General features: G+C 71.4%; 15 protein-coding genes and 2 pseudogenes. 10 read left to right on the forward strand and 7 right to left on the reverse strand.

The genetic code is table 11. The features are described 5' to 3' along the window. The first annotated feature begins 44 nt into the window (after window positions 1-44). Window positions 45-896 (forward strand): TIGR02452 family protein, encoded by an 852-nt coding sequence (locus OGH68_RS33840; protein WP_264249309.1) that lies wholly within the window; start codon window positions 45-47, stop codon window positions 894-896. Here the strand turns inward: OGH68_RS33840 and OGH68_RS33845 are convergent. After that, window positions 881-1378, reverse strand: a complete 498-nt coding sequence (locus tag OGH68_RS33845; protein WP_264249310.1) for a type II toxin-antitoxin system PemK/MazF family toxin — start codon at window positions 1376-1378, stop codon at window positions 881-883. The two genes, OGH68_RS33840 and OGH68_RS33845, sit on opposite strands and share 16 nt — an antisense overlap. A 48-nt stretch (window positions 1379-1426) precedes the next feature. Between OGH68_RS33845 and OGH68_RS33850 the strand changes: the two genes are divergently transcribed. Beyond that, a complete protein-coding gene (locus OGH68_RS33850) occupies window positions 1427-1696 on the forward strand; it encodes a hypothetical protein (RefSeq protein WP_264249311.1) in 270 nt (89 codons plus the stop codon). Between the two features lie 543 nt (window positions 1697-2239). On the opposite strand, the gene OGH68_RS33855 is transcribed toward OGH68_RS33850, so the two are convergent. Next, window positions 2240-3748 (reverse strand): IclR family transcriptional regulator C-terminal domain-containing protein, encoded by a 1509-nt coding sequence (locus OGH68_RS33855; protein WP_264249312.1) that lies wholly within the window; start codon window positions 3746-3748, stop codon window positions 2240-2242. A 196-nt stretch (window positions 3749-3944) separates the two neighbouring features. Here OGH68_RS33855 and OGH68_RS33860 point away from each other — a divergent pair, with 196 nt between their 5' ends. Continuing rightward, the gene (locus tag OGH68_RS33860; protein ID WP_264249313.1) at window positions 3945-5129 is read left to right on the forward strand and encodes a thiolase family protein; all 1185 of its coding nucleotides are present in this window, start codon (window positions 3945-3947) and stop codon (window positions 5127-5129) included. Between the two features lie 101 nt (window positions 5130-5230). Here OGH68_RS33860 and trxA read toward each other — a convergent pair whose 3' ends face one another. Beyond that, window positions 5231-5629 carry a thioredoxin gene (gene trxA, locus OGH68_RS33865; protein ID WP_264249314.1) on the reverse strand — a complete coding sequence of 133 codons (399 nt, stop codon included), beginning with the start codon at window positions 5627-5629 and terminating at the stop codon, window positions 5231-5233. 118 nt (window positions 5630-5747) lie between these two features. Between trxA and OGH68_RS33870 the strand changes: the two genes are divergently transcribed. The 3 genes from OGH68_RS33870 to OGH68_RS33880 all read left to right on the forward strand — a co-directional run bounded on the left by OGH68_RS33870 (window position 5748) and on the right by OGH68_RS33880 (window position 9457). Further along, on the forward strand, window positions 5748-7181 hold the full coding sequence (locus OGH68_RS33870; RefSeq protein WP_264249315.1) for a dihydrolipoyl dehydrogenase family protein: 1434 nt from the start codon (window positions 5748-5750) through the stop codon (window positions 7179-7181). Window positions 7182-7450: 269 nt separating this feature from the next. Continuing rightward, entirely contained in the window at window positions 7451-8395 is a 945-nt protein-coding gene (locus OGH68_RS33875) for an AEC family transporter (protein ID WP_264249317.1), read from the forward strand. Between the two features lie 96 nt (window positions 8396-8491). After that, window positions 8492-9457 carry a pirin family protein gene (locus OGH68_RS33880; protein WP_264249318.1) on the forward strand — a complete coding sequence of 322 codons (966 nt, stop codon included), beginning with the start codon at window positions 8492-8494 and terminating at the stop codon, window positions 9455-9457. A gap of 664 nt (window positions 9458-10121) precedes the next feature. Here OGH68_RS33880 and OGH68_RS33885 read toward each other — a convergent pair. Further along, a pseudogene (locus tag OGH68_RS33885) lies at window positions 10122-11167 on the reverse strand (IS30 family transposase). Between OGH68_RS33885 and amaP the strand changes: the two are divergent. The 3 genes from amaP (at window position 11163) to OGH68_RS33900 (ending at window position 12369) form a co-directional block, all read left to right on the forward strand. Further along, complete coding sequence (gene amaP, locus OGH68_RS33890; RefSeq protein ID WP_264249319.1) at window positions 11163-11759, forward strand: alkaline shock response membrane anchor protein AmaP; 597 nt, start codon at window positions 11163-11165, stop codon at window positions 11757-11759. The pseudogene OGH68_RS33885 and the gene amaP overlap by 5 nt on opposite strands. Before the next feature lie 199 nt (window positions 11760-11958). Then, complete coding sequence (locus tag OGH68_RS33895) at window positions 11959-12114, forward strand: DUF6131 family protein (RefSeq protein ID WP_252547627.1); 156 nt, start codon at window positions 11959-11961, stop codon at window positions 12112-12114. 78 nt (window positions 12115-12192) lie between these two features. Then, window positions 12193-12369, forward strand: a complete 177-nt coding sequence (locus OGH68_RS33900) for a hypothetical protein (protein WP_264249320.1) — start codon at window positions 12193-12195, stop codon at window positions 12367-12369. A gap of 71 nt (window positions 12370-12440) precedes the next feature. Here the strand turns inward: OGH68_RS33900 and trhA are convergent, their stop codons facing one another. Together trhA and OGH68_RS33910 are read right to left on the reverse strand one after the other, a co-directional pair. Continuing rightward, the gene (gene trhA, locus OGH68_RS33905) at window positions 12441-13271 is read right to left on the reverse strand and encodes a PAQR family membrane homeostasis protein TrhA (protein ID WP_264249321.1); all 831 of its coding nucleotides are present in this window, start codon (window positions 13269-13271) and stop codon (window positions 12441-12443) included. 75 nt (window positions 13272-13346) lie between these two features. Then, entirely contained in the window at window positions 13347-14627 is a 1281-nt protein-coding gene (locus tag OGH68_RS33910; RefSeq protein ID WP_264249322.1) for a site-specific integrase, read from the reverse strand. A gap of 95 nt (window positions 14628-14722) precedes the next feature. Here OGH68_RS33910 and OGH68_RS33915 point away from each other — a divergent pair. Continuing rightward, window positions 14723-14887 (forward strand): annotated as a pseudogene (locus OGH68_RS33915) (pirin family protein); the annotation flags it as partial. 241 nt (window positions 14888-15128) lie between these two features. Here OGH68_RS33915 and OGH68_RS33920 read toward each other — a convergent pair. Then, a complete protein-coding gene (locus OGH68_RS33920) occupies window positions 15129-15542 on the reverse strand; it encodes a hypothetical protein (RefSeq protein WP_264249323.1) in 414 nt (137 codons plus the stop codon). Between the last annotated feature and the right edge of the window lie 309 nt (window positions 15543-15851).

A 15851-nucleotide genomic window follows, 5' to 3' on the forward strand; every position in this document is an offset into this window, starting at 1 on the left:
AATGTGTTTGCGGCCGTCACCTGCGGTTCTCGATGATGCAAGCCATGAGCGCACGACTGCGGGGGATCGCGAAGCAGACCGAGGAGATCGTCCGGGCCGGGAGGTACCGCCTGCCCGACGGACGCGAGGTGAGCATCGGACAGCAGCTCGCCACGGCGCTGGAGGGCACCCGGATGTACGGGCCCGCGCCGGTGGCCGTCACGCCGGACACCGACCGGTCAACCGCCTGCCACGTGACGGGCGAGAGCAGCACGGAGGCCGCCCGCCGCCTCACCGGAGCCGGACCCGGCCCGGTCGCCGTCCTGAACTTCGCCTCCGCCCGTAACCCCGGCGGCGGCTATCTGGGCGGGGCGCAGGCACAGGAGGAGGCGCTCTGCCGGGCCTCAGCCCTGTACGCGACGCTGCTGCGGGTGCCCGAGTTCTACGACCACCACCGCGCGGAACGAAGCGTCTTCTACACCGATCGGGTGATTCTCTCGCCCGGCGTGCCCGTCTTCCGTGACGACCGCGGCCGCCTGCTGGAGACGCCGTACACGGCCGGCTTCCTCACCTCGCCCGCGCCCAACGCCGGGGTCATCACACGCCGGACACCCGGTGAGACCCACCGCATACCCGCCGCGCTCGCCGCGCGCGCCGAGCGCGTCCTGGAGACGGCGGTGGCGGGCGGCTACCGCCGTCTCGTCCTCGGAGCGTGGGGCTGCGGCGTGTTCCGCAACGACCCGGCCGTGGTGGCTGGGGCCTTCCGCGCCCTGCTGACCGGCGAGGGCCGGTTCGCCGGCCACTTCGACGAGGTCGTCTTCGCCGTCCTCGACAGGTCGGGCACGTCCCCCACCCTGGCCGCATTCCGCGGCGCCTTCGCCGACCGGCTCGGCACGGGCGCTCAGCTCCAGCCGTAGCGCTCCCGCAGCCGCCGCACGACCTGGTCGAAACGCGGCCGGTCCAGCGCGCACGCCTCACGGCGCATCCCCGCCTCGTGCACCCGCAGCACCCGGTCCAGATCCACCCACGACTCGCGCCCGGCGCCGTCCCACGGCCCGACGCCGATCGGCACCCACTCGCGGTCGTGGTCGTGCTGCTTGCTGGACAGCTGCACGGCGAGCAGGGTGCCGGCCGCCTCCCGGGCCACCACCAGCACCGGCCGGTCCTTGCCGCGGCCGTCGTTCTCCTCGAACGGCACCCACGTCCACACGACCTCGCCCGGGTCGGGATCGCCGTCACGGTTCGGGGCGTAGGAGGTGCGGACCGGCCCGACGTGCGCCGGGTCGGCCTCCGCGGTGGCGGCCGGCCCGGTGCTGCCCGGCAGGTCCGGGGAGGCATCGGCGCGGGACGAACCGTGCGGGCGCGGTGCGCCGGGGACGGGGGTGGTGGAATGCGTCATCCCGTCACCGTAGTGCGCGGCGCGCGGCGGGTGTCTAGCGTCGCCTCCATGAACACTCAACCGCAGCGCTTCGGGATCCTCGTGGTCCCCGAAACCGCCAAAGGCCTGGACCCCGCCGCCCTCGTCCGCCACGCGATCCGCTCCGCCGTCGTCGACGCCACCGGCGAGCAGGGCGCGTCCGGCTACCCGCGCTACGTCGGCGACGGCGTCGAGGCCGACATCGACCCGGAGACCCGCGCGGTGGAGGCCCTGCTGGTGGACGGGGCGGAGCTGACCCTGGGCCTGGTGGCGCGGGTGGTCGACGCGAACGAGGTGTAGCGGGGGCTTCCGCGCGCCGGGACCGGCTGCGCCTTTCCCGGCCGGGGCTCGGTCCGGGACCGCCCGTCACCGGGCTCGGCTCTCCTGGGCCGGGCTCCGCCCGGACCCGTTCACCGCGCCCCGTGCTGTCCGCACCGCATCCCCCGGGCCCTGCCGTCGGCGGCGCCGGGACCGTCGACGGGCTCTGTCGGGACCGCCGGTCAGCGGGCTCGGGGCCGCCGTTCCCGGGCCGGGGCTCGCTCCGGACCCGTTCACCGTGCTCCGCGGTGTGCCGGGGGCCTGCCAGGCCCGGGCCGGCGGCCGGGGGCGCACCGCGTGCCCGCGCTCCTGCGGCGGGCGGGAGCGGGCCCGTCACCGGGCTCGGCGGCCGGCTCGTGCGGCAGAGTCCGAGAACACCGCGCGAGACGCGGAGCGGGTTCGCGATCCGGGGCGGAGCCGCGGTTCCGGGAAGGGGCGGGGTGGGGAAGCGGCCCGCCGCAGGCGCCCTTGGCCGACCGCGCCGCCGCTGCCGTCACGTCGCCCGGCGCCGGCCCCGCCCGCCCGTCACGCCGCCCCCGTCACCCCCGTGACCGCCTCCACCGCTCGCAGCTCCGTCTCCACCCGCCCCGCCGTCTCCCGCAGTGCCGCCAGCATCGTCGCCCGCATCCCCTCCGCACTGCCCCGCCCCGCGTGCTGGGCGACGTTCAGCGCGGCCACCACCCTGCCCCGGCGGTCGCGTACGGGGACGGCGAGCGAGCGCAGACCCTCCTCCAGCTCCTGGTCGACCAGGGCGTGACCCTGCACGGCCACCTCGTCCAGGACCGCCGTCAGACGGCCCGCCGAGGTCACCGTGTGACCGGTCAGCGCCGGCAGTTCGGCCGGCAGAGCGGGCCGCTCACCGGCCGGCAGGCCGGCGAGCAGCACCCGCCCCATCGCCGTGGCGTACGCCGGGAAGCGGGTGCCGACGGTGATGTCGATGCTCATGATGCGCACCGTCGGCACCCTCGCCACGTAACGGATGTCGGACCCGTCGAGGACCGCCAGCGAGGCCGACTCGCCGACCTGCCGCACCAGGGCCGCGAGGTGCGGCTGCGCGATGTCGGCCGGCCCCAGGCCCGACAGCCGGGCGCAGCCCAGTTCGAGGACGCGCGGCCGCAGCGCGAACCGCTGCCCGTCGGGCCCCCGCCCCGCGTAACCGAGGTGCTCAAGGGTGAGCAGTGACCGCCTGGCCGTGGCCCGCGCCAGTCCGGTCGCCTTGGCGACCGCGGTCAGCGGCATGCCGCCGCCGGGGTCCGCGCCCAGCGCGCGCAGCACGTCCAGCCCGCGGGCCAGGGACTGCAGATACACGGGCCCCAACTCCCGTTTCGCGCCCGCGGACAGGTCCCGCGAGGCCGCCGCCACGGCACGCTGCGCCCGCGGCGCGGCGAGCGCGTCCTCCAGCGTGCCGCGCACCTGACGCAGCCGGGGCAGTACCGCTCGGGCCAGCGAGTCCGCGGTGTGCCTGCTGGTGTGACTGGCGACGCCGACCGCGCACACCGTACGCCCGGCCGTGTCCCGCAGGGGCAGCGCGACAGTCACCAGGCCCGGTTCGACGAGCTGCTCCTCGCAGGCCGCCTCCAGCCCGTCCCGGAAGACCGCGCCGGCCGCGCACCGCTCGGCCGGCAGCGCGTCCCCGACCCTGAAGCTGAGGTTCATGGTCCGGCGGCTCGAGGCCCGTACGACAAACCTCACCAGGTCCTGGTCGGGGACCGCGACGGACACCGGCTCGCCGAACTCGTCGGCGAGGCGCGCCACCGCCGGGCCCAGCGCCGCGGGGACACCGCTCGCCGCGAGATACGCGCCGCCGAGTTCCAGCAGCCGGGGCGCGAGCGCCACTTCGCGTCCGTCGCCGCGCACCATCTCCAGACGGGCGAGCGTGGACACCACCCGGTCCACCGTGGAGCGGGCGAAGCCCGTCGTACGGGCCAGCTCGCTGTGCCGGACCCGGTCCGGCGCCCGGGGCAAGGACAGCGCGCGCAGTACGGCGAGGCCGCGGTCGAGCGGACCCACGGGAGAGGGCAGGGGCTGCGGCACGGTGCCTCCTTGCGCGGTGGGTGCCCGGCCCGGCCGTTGACAGCGGGCACGGCCGGGCCGAAACTCGGGCACGAACGATTGTGAATGAAAGTTCACCATGCGAACAGCCGCACGAACACACCGTACCGAAGACCCGCGAACAGCCCCGACCGAAGAACTGAACAACCCCGCCGCTCCAGGCCCTGGGAGACAACCGATGAGCATCCGCGACGTGTACATCGTCGACGCCGTACGCACCCCGATCGGCAAGTTCGGGGGCGCGCTCTCCGCCGTACGGCCCGACGACCTCGCCGCGCACGTCGTGAGGGCGCTCGTCGACCGCACCCCGGACCTCGACCCGGCCCGCATCGACGACGTCGTCCTCGGCGACGCCAACGGGGCGGGCGAGGACAACCGCGACGTCGCCCGGATGGCGGTGCTGCTGGCCGGACTGCCGGTCTCCGTGCCCGGCGTGACCGTCAACCGGCTGTGCGGCTCCGGCCTGGAGGCGGTCGTCCAGGCCGCCCGGGCCATCGCCCTGGGCGACGCGTCCGTCGCGATCGCCGGCGGCGTCGAGTCGATGTCCCGCGCGCCCTGGGTGCTGCAGAAGCCCGAGCGCGCCTTCCCGGCGGGCCACCAGCAGCTCCACTCGACCACTCTCGGCTGGCGCATGGTCAACCCGAGGATGCCCGCCGAATGGACCGCGTCCCTCGGTGAAGGGGCGGAACTCGTCGCCGACAAGCACGCCATCACGCGTGAACAGCAGGACGCCTTCGCCCTCGCCAGCCACCAGAAGGCGGCCGAGGCCTGGGCGAAGGGCCTGTACGACGGCGAGGTCGTCCCCTACGGCGATGTGGACCTGCCTCGCGACGAATGCATCCGCGACACCACGTCCATGGAGGCGCTCGCCAAGCTGAAGCCGTCGTTCCGCACCGACGGCACGGTCACCGCGGGCAACGCCTCACCCCTCAACGACGGCGCCGCGGCGCTGCTCCTGGTCGACGAGGAGGGACTGCGGGCGACGGGCCGCGAGCCGCTCGCCCGGATCCGCGCCTCGGCGGTCACCGGGATCGAGCCGCAGCTCTTCGGGCTCGGCCCGGTCGAAGCCGTGAGGCGGGCGCTCGCTAAGGCGGACAGGTCCTTCGGCGATCTGACGGCCTTCGAGCTCAACGAGGCCTTTGCGGCACAGTCGCTCGGCTGCCTGGCCGAGTGGCCGGAGCTGGACCCCTCGGTCGTGAACCGGCGGGGCGGCGCGATCGCCATCGGCCATCCGCTCGGCGCGTCGGGCGCGCGCCTCGCCGGCTCCGTGGCCCACCAGCTCGCGGCGGCGGGCTCGGGAACCGGGGTGGCGGCCCTGTGCATCGGGGTGGGCCAGGGAATCGCCCTGGTGCTGGAGCGCTGACGCCGGCACACGTGCGGGGCGTGACCGGACCTTGTCCGCTCACGCCCCGCACGTACGACACGGTACGACTCACGGCCCGGGACAGGCCGTGAGCGCCGAGGTCAGGCCCCGGCCTGGCCGCCCTCGGGTGCGGCAGCACCCTGCTGGGCCTCCTCGATCGACTTGCGGACCTCGTCCATGTCGAGGGCGCGCGCCTGTCCGATGACGTCCTCGAGCGACGACTCGGGCAGCGCACCGGGCTGGGCGAAAACCGCGACGTTGTCGCGCACGATCATCAGCGTGGGGATCGAACGGATCTCGAAGGCCGCCGCGAGCTCCTGCTGGGCCTCGGTGTCGACCTTCGCGAACACCAGGTCGGTGTGACGCTCCGACGCGCCCTCGTAGACCGGCGCGAACTGGCGGCAGGGACCACACCAGGAAGCCCAGAAGTCGATCAGGACGAAGTCGTTGTCGGTCACGACCTGATCGAAGTTTTCCTTGGTGAGCTCAACGGTGCTCATGACGTACTACCTCTTCCTGACGTCCGGCGGACTCGCCCCGGACAACGGCGCCCGGGGTCGTGGTATTCCTGCCCCTGCCCATGTGGCCAGGACGCACACCCCGGATCAGACTGGCCCTATGACCCAAGCTGTGGAGTACGACGTCGTAGTGCTGGGCGCGGGCCCTGTCGGGGAGAACGTGGCGGACCGGACGAGAGCGGCGGGACTGAGTACCGCGGTGGTGGAGAGCGAACTCCTCGGCGGTGACTGCTCGTACTGGGCGTGCATGCCGAGCAAGGCGCTGCTGCGCCCGGTCATCGCCAGGGCCGATGCCCGCAGGCTGCCCGGCCTGAACGGCGCGGTACAGGGCCCGCTCGACACCAAGGCCGTACTCGCCCGGCGTGACGAGCAGGCGTCCCACTGGAAGGACGACGGCCAGCTGGCCTGGCTGGACTCCATCGGCGCCCGCGTCTACCGGGGCAAAGGAGCTCTGCACGGTCCGAGGAAAGTGGTCGTGTACGGACCGGAGGGCGAGCACTGGTCGCTGACCGCGCGGCACGCCGTCGTCGTGAGCACCGGCAGCCGGGCGGTCCTGCCGGACATCCCGGGCCTGGCCGGAGCCGGCGCGTGGACGAGCCGTGAGGCGACCAGCGCGCGCGAGGCGCCGGGGCGGCTGGCGATCGTGGGCGGGGGAGTGGTCGGCGTCGAGATGGCCACCGCCTGGCAGGCGCTCGGCTCGAAGGTGACCCTGCTCGTACGCGGCGGTGGACTGCTGCCCAGGATGGAACCGTTCGTGGGCGCGCACGTGGCCGAGGGGCTGAAGGAGGCCGGCGTCACGATCCGCACGGACACCGAGGTGACCGGCGTCGAACGCCCCGGCGGCAAGGGCCCCGTGACGCTGGTCCTCGGCGGGGGCGAGCGCGTCGAGGCCGACGAGGTGCTCTTCGCGACGGGCCGCGCCCCGCGCACCGACAGCATCGGCCTGGAGACCGTGGGCCTGGAACCGGGTTCCTGGCTGAAGGTCGACGACAGCTGCCGCGTCGAGGGCTCGCAGTGGCTGTACGCGGTCGGCGACGTCAACCGCCGGGCGCTCCTCACCCATCAGGGCAAGTACCAGGCGCGTATCGCCGGGGACGTCATCGCGGCCAGGGCGCAGGCCGTTCCGCTGATGGAGTCCGACCGCTGGGGCGCGCACTCTGCGACGGCCGACCACGCCGCGGTGCCACAGGTGGTGTTCACCGACCCCGAGGCCGCCGCCGTGGGCCTGTCCCTCGCCGAGGCGGAACAGGCAGGACACCGGGTGCGTGCCGTCGACCACGACCTCGCCGCGGTCGCGGGCGCCGGTCTCTACGCGGAGAACTACCGCGGCCGCGCCCGCATGGTCGTCGACCTGGACCGGGAGATCCTGCTCGGTGTGACCTTCGTCGGGGCGGGCGTCGGCGAGCTCCTGCACTCGGCGACGATCGCGGTGGCGGGGGAGGTGCCCATCGACCGGCTCTGGCACGCGGTCCCGTCGTACCCGACGATCAGCGAGGTCTGGCTGAGGCTGCTGGAGAACTACCGGGCGGGCTGAGCCGGACCGCGTTGTGACCGGGGGGCCGCCCCTCCGCCCGGAGCCGTGTGACCGGGGCCGCCTTTCCGCCCGAAGCCGCCGGAAGGCGCCTTGACCGCTCGCCGCCTGGAGCCGTGCGGTTGCCGCGGGGCCGCGCGGGGCTGTCCGGGGCCGCCCGAAGCCGCCGGAGGTGGCCCGGGGTGGTCCGGGGCCGTCCGCGTTGACCGGAGCCACCCCCTCCGCACGGGGGCGGCCGAGGGGTCGTGATCACCCTCGGGCATGCTGGCGCGGTGACCGTGCTCTCCGGCTTCCTGCCCATCTGGGTGATCACCGCGGTCGGCTGGGCGGCCGGCCGCTTCGGCGTACTCGGAGAGCAGGCCCAGCACGTTCTGGGCCGGTTCGCCTTCACGTTCGCCATGCCCGCGCTGTTGTTCGTGACCCTGTCGCGCGCCCGCGTCTCCGATCTGGCGAACCCCGGGGTGGCCGTCTTCGCCGTCAGCGTCCTCGTCATGCTCGGGCTCGGGCTGCTGATCGGGCGCTGGGTCTTCCACCGCAAGCCGGCCGAACGGGCCATAGGCGCGATGGCGGGCTCCTACGTGAACTCCGCCAACCTCGGCATACCCGTGGCCGTGCACGTCCTGGGTGACGCCTCGTTCGCCGTCGCGGCCGCTCTCTTCCAGACCCTGTTCGTCACACCCCTGATCCTGACCCTGCTCGACCTCGAGGCCGCGCCCGGCGCGGGCGGCAGGCGTCGCCTGTTGCGGCTGCCGCTGCGCAACCCGATCATCGCGGCGTCGGCGGCGGGCGTGGCGGTGGCCGCCCTCGGCCTGCGCCTGCCGGAGGCGGTGACCGCACCGGCCCAGATGCTCGGCGGCGCCGCCGTTCCCGCGGCGCTCTTCGCGCTCGGCATGTCCCTCGACATCCGCACGACGGGAAGCGCCGCCGTACCGCTCACCGAACCGGCACCGGCCGCACGCGCCGAGCGGCACGTCCTCGTCACCCTCAAAACGGTCGTCCAGCCGCTGGTCGCCTACGCGCTCGCCCGCTGGGTCTTCGGCATCGAGGGCCATGACCTGCTGGCGGTCGTGCTGTGCGCGGGCCTGCCGACGGCCCAGAACGCGTTCATCTTCGCGTCCCAGTACCGCCTCGACACACGGCTCGTGTCGGAGACGGTCCTGCTCTCCACCCTGCTGTCCATGGGCACCCTGTCTCTGATCACCTGGCTCCTCGCCTGAGTCTCACGGCCGCTGACCGGCGCCACGGTGCGCCGGTGGAAAACTCGGGAGCGGAGGGTGGACTTCCGGCGCCCGTACGGGAATAGGTTGTGTCCCATGAGCAATCTCGATCGCCAGGCCACCCCCACCGTATGCGGCGGTCGGGGGTTCGTCGTCGCCGAGCCCGTCCGCGAACTCCTCAGCCCCCGCCGTGTCCCGCTCGGCGAGTCGACCGAAGTCCGCCGCCTGCTGCCCAACCTGGGCCGGCGCATGGTCGGCGCCTGGGCGTTCGTCGACCACTACGGCCCCGACGACATCGCCGACGAACCCGGCATGCAGGTGCCGCCGCACCCGCACATGGGCCTGCAGACGGTCAGCTGGCTGCACGAGGGCGAGGTCCTGCACCGCGACAGCACCGGCGCGCTCGCCACGATCCGCCCCCGGGAGCTGGGCCTCATGACCTCCGGGCGCGCGATCAGCCACTCCGAGGAGAGCCCCCGGCCCCACGCCCGCTTCCTCCACGGCGCCCAGCTGTGGGTGGCGCTGCCCGCGGAACACCGCCACATCGAGCCCCACTTCCAGCACCACACCGACCTGCCCCGCGTCACTGCCCCCGGCCTGACCGCCACGGTCGTCCTCGGCAGCCTCGACGGAGCGACGTCACCGGGCCCGACGTACACCCCGCTCGTGGGTGCGGATCTCGCCCTCGCCCACGGCACGGAGGCACGCCTCCCGCTCGACCCGGACTTCGAGTACGCGGTCCTCGCCATGTCCGGCGAGGCCCACGTCGACGGCGTCCCGGTGCTCCCCGGCTCGATGCTCTACCTCGGCTGCGGCCGCACCGAACTCCCCCTGCGCGCCGAGTCCGACGCCGGCCTGATGCTGCTGGGCGGCGAGCCGTTCGAGGAGGAGATCATCATGTTCTGGAACTGGATCGGCCGGACCCAGGAGGACATCGCACAGGCCCGCGAGGACTGGATGCACGGCACCCGCTTCGGCGAGGTGAAGGGCTACGACGGCACTCCGCTTCCGGCGCCGGAGCTGCCGGCGACGCCGCTGAAGGCGCGGGGGAGGGTGCGCTGACCTGGGGCAATCGTCTGAACTGGCCTCGGGCGGGCCGACTTGGGAGAGGTTCCGTTTCCTGACGACTCGTAGCTGCTCGCTCGGCCCTTGAGGTGTGCTGCGGGCCTTGGGTGCGACTCCCATGTGGCGCAGGGTGTGGTGACGTTTGGCGGAACGAATGCTGACTCTATGCTGACTTTACTGACGGGTAGTCAGTTCATTTGGTGGCGACCCGCGCGTTGGCGTCGCGCCGGGAGTGAGCCAGCCGAAGGCTCCGCCGGCAAGGCCGTCTCGTACACGTGCGGAGTCGTGGCGTGTCTTGCGTCGCACGAGATGGGCAACGGTCGACTCCGTCTACGCCGATCCAGCGAGTTGTGGGTAGTCCACAAAGGATGCCCTCTCAGCTTCCCTCAGTTCGCGGCGGGACCGCGTCTGCGTGCGGGATCATGAGGTTAGTCGCCGAGTTCGCGAGAATGCCGCCGGAGAAGCGGCATCGGTCCTCCGTAAGTTGTTTGGCGGCCCGCGAAAGTCATCTCGGGGCCGCGGCAGATCTGGGTTTGTTGGGACGGACTGCTGATGTGCCAGCTGCCTCTACGGTCTGCTGGGAAGGCGATGCGGCGCAGCAACGGCGCACCCGCATCGTCGCCGTTGGTGCGATGCGCCCGCGCGGCGACAACGGCGGTTTCTAGGGGTCGTTGCAACACGTGGTCGGTTGTTCAGGCCGCGAGGAGTTTTGCAGGTGCTCGGCTGGGGTTTCCCAGTCGAGCGTTTTGCGTGGGCGGCCGTTGAGCTGGGCGGCAACGGTGTCGAGGTGTTCGCGGCTGTGGGGGGACAGGTCGGTCCCTTTGGGAAAGTACTGCCGTAGCAGGCCGTTCGTGTTCTCGTTGGAGCCGCGCTGCCAGGGACTGGCCGGGTCACAGAAGTAGACCGGGACGTCGGTGGCGAGGGTGAACGAGCGGTGGGCAGCCGTCTCGGAACCCTGGTCCCAGGTCAAGGACCGCTTGAGATGGGCGGGAAGCCGCTGGACGGTCTGCTGGAGTGCGTCGCGGACGGCCTCGGCGGTGCGGCCGTTGGGCAGGTGTACGAGCATGACGTAGCGGGTGGCGCGTTCGACCAGAGTGCCGATCGCCGAGCCGTTGTCCTTGCCGATGATCAGGTCGCCTTCCCAGTGGCCGGGCACTGCCCGGTCCTCGGCGTCGGCCGGCCGCTCGCTGATCATGACCATCGGGTCGGTGAAACGGGGCTGACGCTGGTGGGCCTGGCGCTGCGGCCTGCGGCGGGCCTGTCCGCTGCGCAGTGCGCCCGCGAGCTCTCGCCGTAGTTCTCCGCGTCCTTGCAGGTAGAGGGCCTGGTAGACGGTTTCGTGGACCACGTGCGTCTCCGGCCGGTCGGGGAACTGCCTGCGCAGAGCCTGACAGATCTGCTCGGGGCTCCACAGTTCGTCCAGGCCGGCCTGGACGACGGCCCGCAGTTCCGGGTTCTGGCTGATCTTGCGGGGTTTGGGGCGGGGCGGCGTTCATCGGCCCGGGCCTGGGCCGCGAAGGGCCGGTACTGACCGCTTCCAGGGTGGCGGTTGCGTCGGATCTCCCGGCTGACCGTGGACGGACTGCGGCCGAGCTCGGCGGCGATCGCCCGGACGGTGGCGTTCTCCCGCAGCCGGTCCGCGATATGAATCCGGTCGGCCTCGCACAGGTACCGCGCCGGCACGGAAAGCGGCTCCACCGCTTTGATCAAGACAGCGAACCGGGTGCTGCTGGGGCTGCTCGGCCTCGGGTTGTTCGCTCTGGGCGGCGGCGTGCTACTGGGTGGTCTGGATCTGCAGCGCCGATGGGGTTTCGACGTGCCGGGCTGGTGGCGCTTTCGCGGCCCGGCCGATGTCGTCCTGGGCAGCGAGGGGCGCCTGCGGTGGCGGGCGGGGGGCTGGTGGTGGCCGACCGTCATCACGGTGCTCGCCGCGTTGCTGGTGCTGCTGCTGTGGTGGCTCTGGACACTGCTGCGCAAAGACCGGCTGCATCAGGTCCTTGTCGACAGCCAGGACGGGACGGCGGCCCGACTCGACGGCCATGCACTGGAGGACGTGATCGAGGAAGACGCGCAAGCCTTGGACGGAGTCGCGCGGGCACGGGTGCGCCTGAGGGGCCGACGGACCGCCCCGGTCGCGCGAATGCGACTGTGGCTGGAGCCTCACGCGGAACCGGAACGGATTTTGGACCGACTCGACCGGGACACGCTCGCACGCGCACGGGACTCGCTCGGTCTGGACCGCCTCCCGGCGGAGGTCAGCCTCCGGGAAGTCCGCCACCGCGCCCATCGGGTCGACTGAGAATTCTCCGCCGTATCCAGGGAGATCCCACCCGCCGGCTCCCGGTCGCCGCGGCCGTCACATCGCACCTGATCGGCTTGCCGATCAGACGGCTTCTGTTCATACACGCGGGAAGGGCAGGAGAGTGACAGCCTGACAGGCCACCTCGGCGGCTTGCGCCTACCCTGGAATCGAGGTACCTGCGAGGCTGGAGGTCACCATGATCATTCTCGGGGTCATCCTGCTCGTCATTGGGTTCGTGGCCAGCATTTCCATCTTGTGGACGATCGGGATCGTCCTGGTCGTGATCGGGGTCATCCTGTGGATCCTCGGGGCGGTCGGTCACGCGGTCGGCGGACGCCGTCATTACTGGTAGGCGGCTCCGCTCCGAGCCGACGCAGCCCCCGTGGTCGAGTCTTCACCAGGCCGCCCTGCCGCAGGGAGGCGTAGCGCGATGTTTCTCTTCCTGATTCTCCTCAGCAGCGCCATCGCACTGATCGTCATCGGCGCTGTCGTGGACGGAACGCTGTACCTGCTCTCCACCGGGGTGCTGCTTCTCGTCGTCGCCGTGATGTACCTGCTGGTGCGCTCGATACTGCGCTCGCGCCGACGTAGGCCCACCGTGTTCTGACGGTAGGGGCCAACGTCACGCGGCCCTCCGGATGGCCGGCGAGTGGGTGAGGCGGCCCGCACTTCGGCCGCTCAGTGAGCGGCGAGAAAGATGGCGATGTAGTGGGCGGTGAAGGCTGCCACTGTCAGTGCGTGAAAGACTTCGTGGAAGCCGAACCAGCGGGGTGAGGGGTTGGGGCGCTGGAGGGTGTAGACGACGGCGCCCGCGCTGTAGAGAAGCCCGCCGGTCACGATCAGGGAGACCACGGCCACCCCGCCGCTGTGCAGGAAGTCGGGCAGGTATCGCACGGGCGCCCAGCCCAGAGCCAGGTAACAGGGGGTGTACAACCAGCGGGGAGCTCCGACCCACAGGACACGGAAGGCGATGCCGACCAGGGCGCCCGTCCACACGATCCACAGCAGGACCGACCACTGGTCCGGGGAGAGCAGGAGCACGGCGAGCGGGGTACACGTGCCGGCGATGATCAGGAAGATGTTGGCGTGGTCGAGGCGGCGCAGAACGGCCTCGCCGAGTGGACCCCAGGTGCCGAGGTGGTAGACGGCGCTGGTCCCGAACAGCAGCCAGGCCGTGACGGAGTACACGGTGCAGGCCAGCACGGCCTGTGGCGTCCCTGCCAGGCAGATGAGGACGATGCCCGCTGCCAGCGATGCTGGGACCATGCCGGCGTGAAGCCAGCCGCGCAGCCTCGGCTTGACGGGTTCCACCAGAGCGGCTGCACGCTCGACCAGGTCGGCCACCGGGCGGGAGTCCTCGGCTGCCCCGTCTCGTCGCGATCCCGAGGAAAGGCCGGTCGAGTCGCGTCCTTTGACCGTCGGTGGGGAAGAGACACTGCGGGCTTCGGCGTCGTCTCGGGACACTGCTTCCCCTCCCGAATCGGACTGCTGGGTATCACGGGCAACCATGTGCACATGCTAGGAACCTGACCGCGACGGGAGCCCAAGAGGTCCCCTTCATCGCGCGTAGTCGGTTCAGTCACCTCACGATTCCGGTCCCGGCTGCCTGCCGACGGCTGGGACCGTGGGAGTTGCGTATTCGGCGGGCCACCGAGCGCTGTCGGTGTTGCTCGGGCCACAGGCACTCACGGAACCGGTGGGGGCGCGTCTCGCCACCCAGGATGATTGCGGCCGGTCCGCAGGAGAGGGAAGCCGGCCACGTAGCCGTCGCCCCGCAGGATGGTTTCGAGGACACTTGTAAAGCCCTACCGTGGAAGACAGGGAACAATGCGCTGGAAGGCACCGTTGAACGCCTTCCAGATCGCCTTCGAAGGACGCCTCACCCCCACCAGCCACTGATACCTCAACAACCAAGATCAGCCGTTGATTGGACAGACCCCGCTGGTTCTGCAGAAGGTACGGCTGGAACGGGATGCTGGGGTTCTTGGAGTGCCGAAGCAGGTAGCCGTCTGACGTGCCGTACTTGTCGGCGTACCGCTCGATGGTGCGTTTCGTGCGCGCCGGGAGCGGGACGTCGCGGTACTCGCCGGCTTTGCGGTGCTTGAGTCGGTCGTACGTCTTGGTGCTCTGGTTCACCAGCTCGGTGATGCGGTAGACGTCGTCGGCCACGATGTTGTTGATGTTGACTGCCGCGGCCTCGCCATTGCGCATCCCGCAGCCGCTCATCAGGTCGGCCACGAGCAGGAAGGCGTCGTCGCCAGCGATGCGCACGCTCCGGAGCTGTGCGGGTGAGGGGATGACGGCGCGCTTGGGGTCGTACTGCGGTGGCCTGACGCCCAGGAGGGGGTTGTCCTCGAAGAGGCCCAGACGATGTGCGTCAAGGAGTATCGACTTCAGCTTGTCATACGCGTTCGACTGTGCTGCCAGCCCTGCGCCGTTGCGCTCCATGGTGCGGATGAAGCCGTCCACCACCTTGTGGTCGAACGTGCCCATCCGACGGCTCCCCAAGGCGGGGAAGACGTGGTGCTGGAGAAGCGTATCGAGGTGGCTGACCGAGGCTGCGGCGAGATGGCGCTGGCCGGCCTTCCTCTCCGCGGTGTACTCCCGGAACCGCATGTTTCCGTACTTCTCGATGCGCTCGCTCTTCGCCTGCTTCCGTGGAGCGGCATTCTTCGCCTTGTAAACACTGGTCAATCGGTCGATGGCCAAGTCCTGGGTCTCGAAGCCGGACTCCTCAACCTGCCTTCCGCTCGCACTCCGGTAGCGGATCTGGTAGAGGTGTGGGCACTTCGTCCACCGTGAGGGCGTGTGCTCGCAGTCCTTGAAGAACTTGCCCATTCCTCGCGGGAGCTTCTTGGCCGCCATGTTCCGGGGACTCCTGGGGTACCGATGCTGACGGTTTGCTGACCGTCAGCGACCCACAGAGTGCCTGACCTGCGGAAAGGCGCCTGCAACGCGATATGTTCTGGAACTGGATCGGCCGGACCCAGGAGGACATCGCACAGGCCCGCGAGGACTGGATGAACGGCACCCGCTTCGGCGAGGTCAAGGGCTACGACGGCCCTCCGCTCCCGGCCCCGGAGCTGCCCGCGACGCCGCTGAAGGCGCGGGGGAGGGTGCGTTGACCTGGAGCGTTTTCCCGTCCCGGCGTCAGGTGGGCTGACTTTCTGAATCCTCCGCTTCTGGTCGGGTCATAGCCGCCGCATCTTTATTGACGGGTAGTCAGTTCACCTGATGGTGGTCCACGCGTTGTCGTCGCGCCAAGGGCGAGTCGGCCGGCGCTGCGTCGGCAGGGCGGTCTCGTAGTCGGTGCAGGGGCGTGGCGTGTGTTGCGTCGCGAGTGATGCGCAACGGCCGCCTCCGCGTCTACGCCGATCCGGCGGATTGTGGGTAGTCCACAACATGCCCTCTCGCCTTCCCTTCAGCTCGAGGCGAGACCGCGCCTACGTGCCAGATCATGATGCGAGTCGCCGAGTTCACGAGGATGCCGCCGATGAAGCAGCATCGGCCGTGGCGACTGCCATTGAGGGGCGGTCTGCCCGGCGTGAGGCGCGAGGCAACTCCTTCGGGAGCGCCAGCGCCGAAGGGGAGCCGGCCGGTCGCAGCCTGGGTCACGAGCGCGCCCCAGGCGAACAGGTCGCTCGAGCGCATCGGCTCGATCTCCACGGCCGCGTCCCCGAGACGCCACTGGACGCTGCTCATCGTGGCCACCCGGTCCCGCCCCAGCTTGACCAGCTCGTCGTACCGGTCCCGGGTCACACTGCCGACCATCGGGGACATCCAAACTCACCTCCGGCGGGCCAGGATGCGGCACCCTTGCATGCCGTCAACTCGCCCTGGCAGACCTTCACTCCGCACCATCTGGTGGCCGAAGGCCGTCGGAAAGGGCGTGCGGCCCCGGCGCATGAAGCGGCCCCATGCCCGCCGGATGCGCGGGCTCACACCTCGCGCCATTCCGTGCGCAGCCCGTGGCAGGCCCGGTGCGGCAGCGGGGAGAGCAGTACGTTGCCGAGGCAGGACGTTCGACCCCGACCGTCCACGATGTGCTGCACTCCGGGCAACTGGACGTTGCGCCGGCCTGGACCGCCT

It is taken from the genome of Streptomyces peucetius (genome assembly GCF_025854275.1).
In the GTDB taxonomy this organism is placed as follows: Bacteria; Actinomycetota; Actinomycetes; order Streptomycetales; family Streptomycetaceae; genus Streptomyces; species Streptomyces peucetius_A.

Excerpts from the sequence above, each read along its gene's own strand:
- OGH68_RS33920 (WP_264249323.1), bottom strand. The coding sequence starts at position 15,542 with ATGTCCCCGATGGTCGGCAGTGTGACCCGGGACCGGTACGACGAGCTG.
- OGH68_RS33860 (WP_264249313.1), top strand. The coding sequence starts at position 3,945 with ATGAGCATCCGCGACGTGTACATCGTCGACGCCGTACGCACCCCGATC.
- trhA (WP_264249321.1), bottom strand. The coding sequence starts at position 13,271 with ATGGTTGCCCGTGATACCCAGCAGTCCGATTCGGGAGGGGAAGCAGTG.
- OGH68_RS33870 (WP_264249315.1), top strand. The coding sequence starts at position 5,748 with ATGACCCAAGCTGTGGAGTACGACGTCGTAGTGCTGGGCGCGGGCCCT.
- OGH68_RS33895 (WP_252547627.1), top strand. The coding sequence starts at position 11,959 with ATGATCATTCTCGGGGTCATCCTGCTCGTCATTGGGTTCGTGGCCAGC.
- OGH68_RS33880 (WP_264249318.1), top strand. The coding sequence starts at position 8,492 with ATGAGCAATCTCGATCGCCAGGCCACCCCCACCGTATGCGGCGGTCGG.
- OGH68_RS33900 (WP_264249320.1), top strand. The coding sequence starts at position 12,193 with ATGTTTCTCTTCCTGATTCTCCTCAGCAGCGCCATCGCACTGATCGTC.
- OGH68_RS33840 (WP_264249309.1), top strand. The coding sequence starts at position 45 with ATGAGCGCACGACTGCGGGGGATCGCGAAGCAGACCGAGGAGATCGTC.
- OGH68_RS33850 (WP_264249311.1), top strand. The coding sequence starts at position 1,427 with ATGAACACTCAACCGCAGCGCTTCGGGATCCTCGTGGTCCCCGAAACC.
- trxA (WP_264249314.1), bottom strand. The coding sequence starts at position 5,629 with ATGAGCACCGTTGAGCTCACCAAGGAAAACTTCGATCAGGTCGTGACC.
- OGH68_RS33845 (WP_264249310.1), bottom strand. The coding sequence starts at position 1,378 with ATGACGCATTCCACCACCCCCGTCCCCGGCGCACCGCGCCCGCACGGT.
- OGH68_RS33910 (WP_264249322.1), bottom strand. The coding sequence starts at position 14,627 with ATGGCGGCCAAGAAGCTCCCGCGAGGAATGGGCAAGTTCTTCAAGGAC.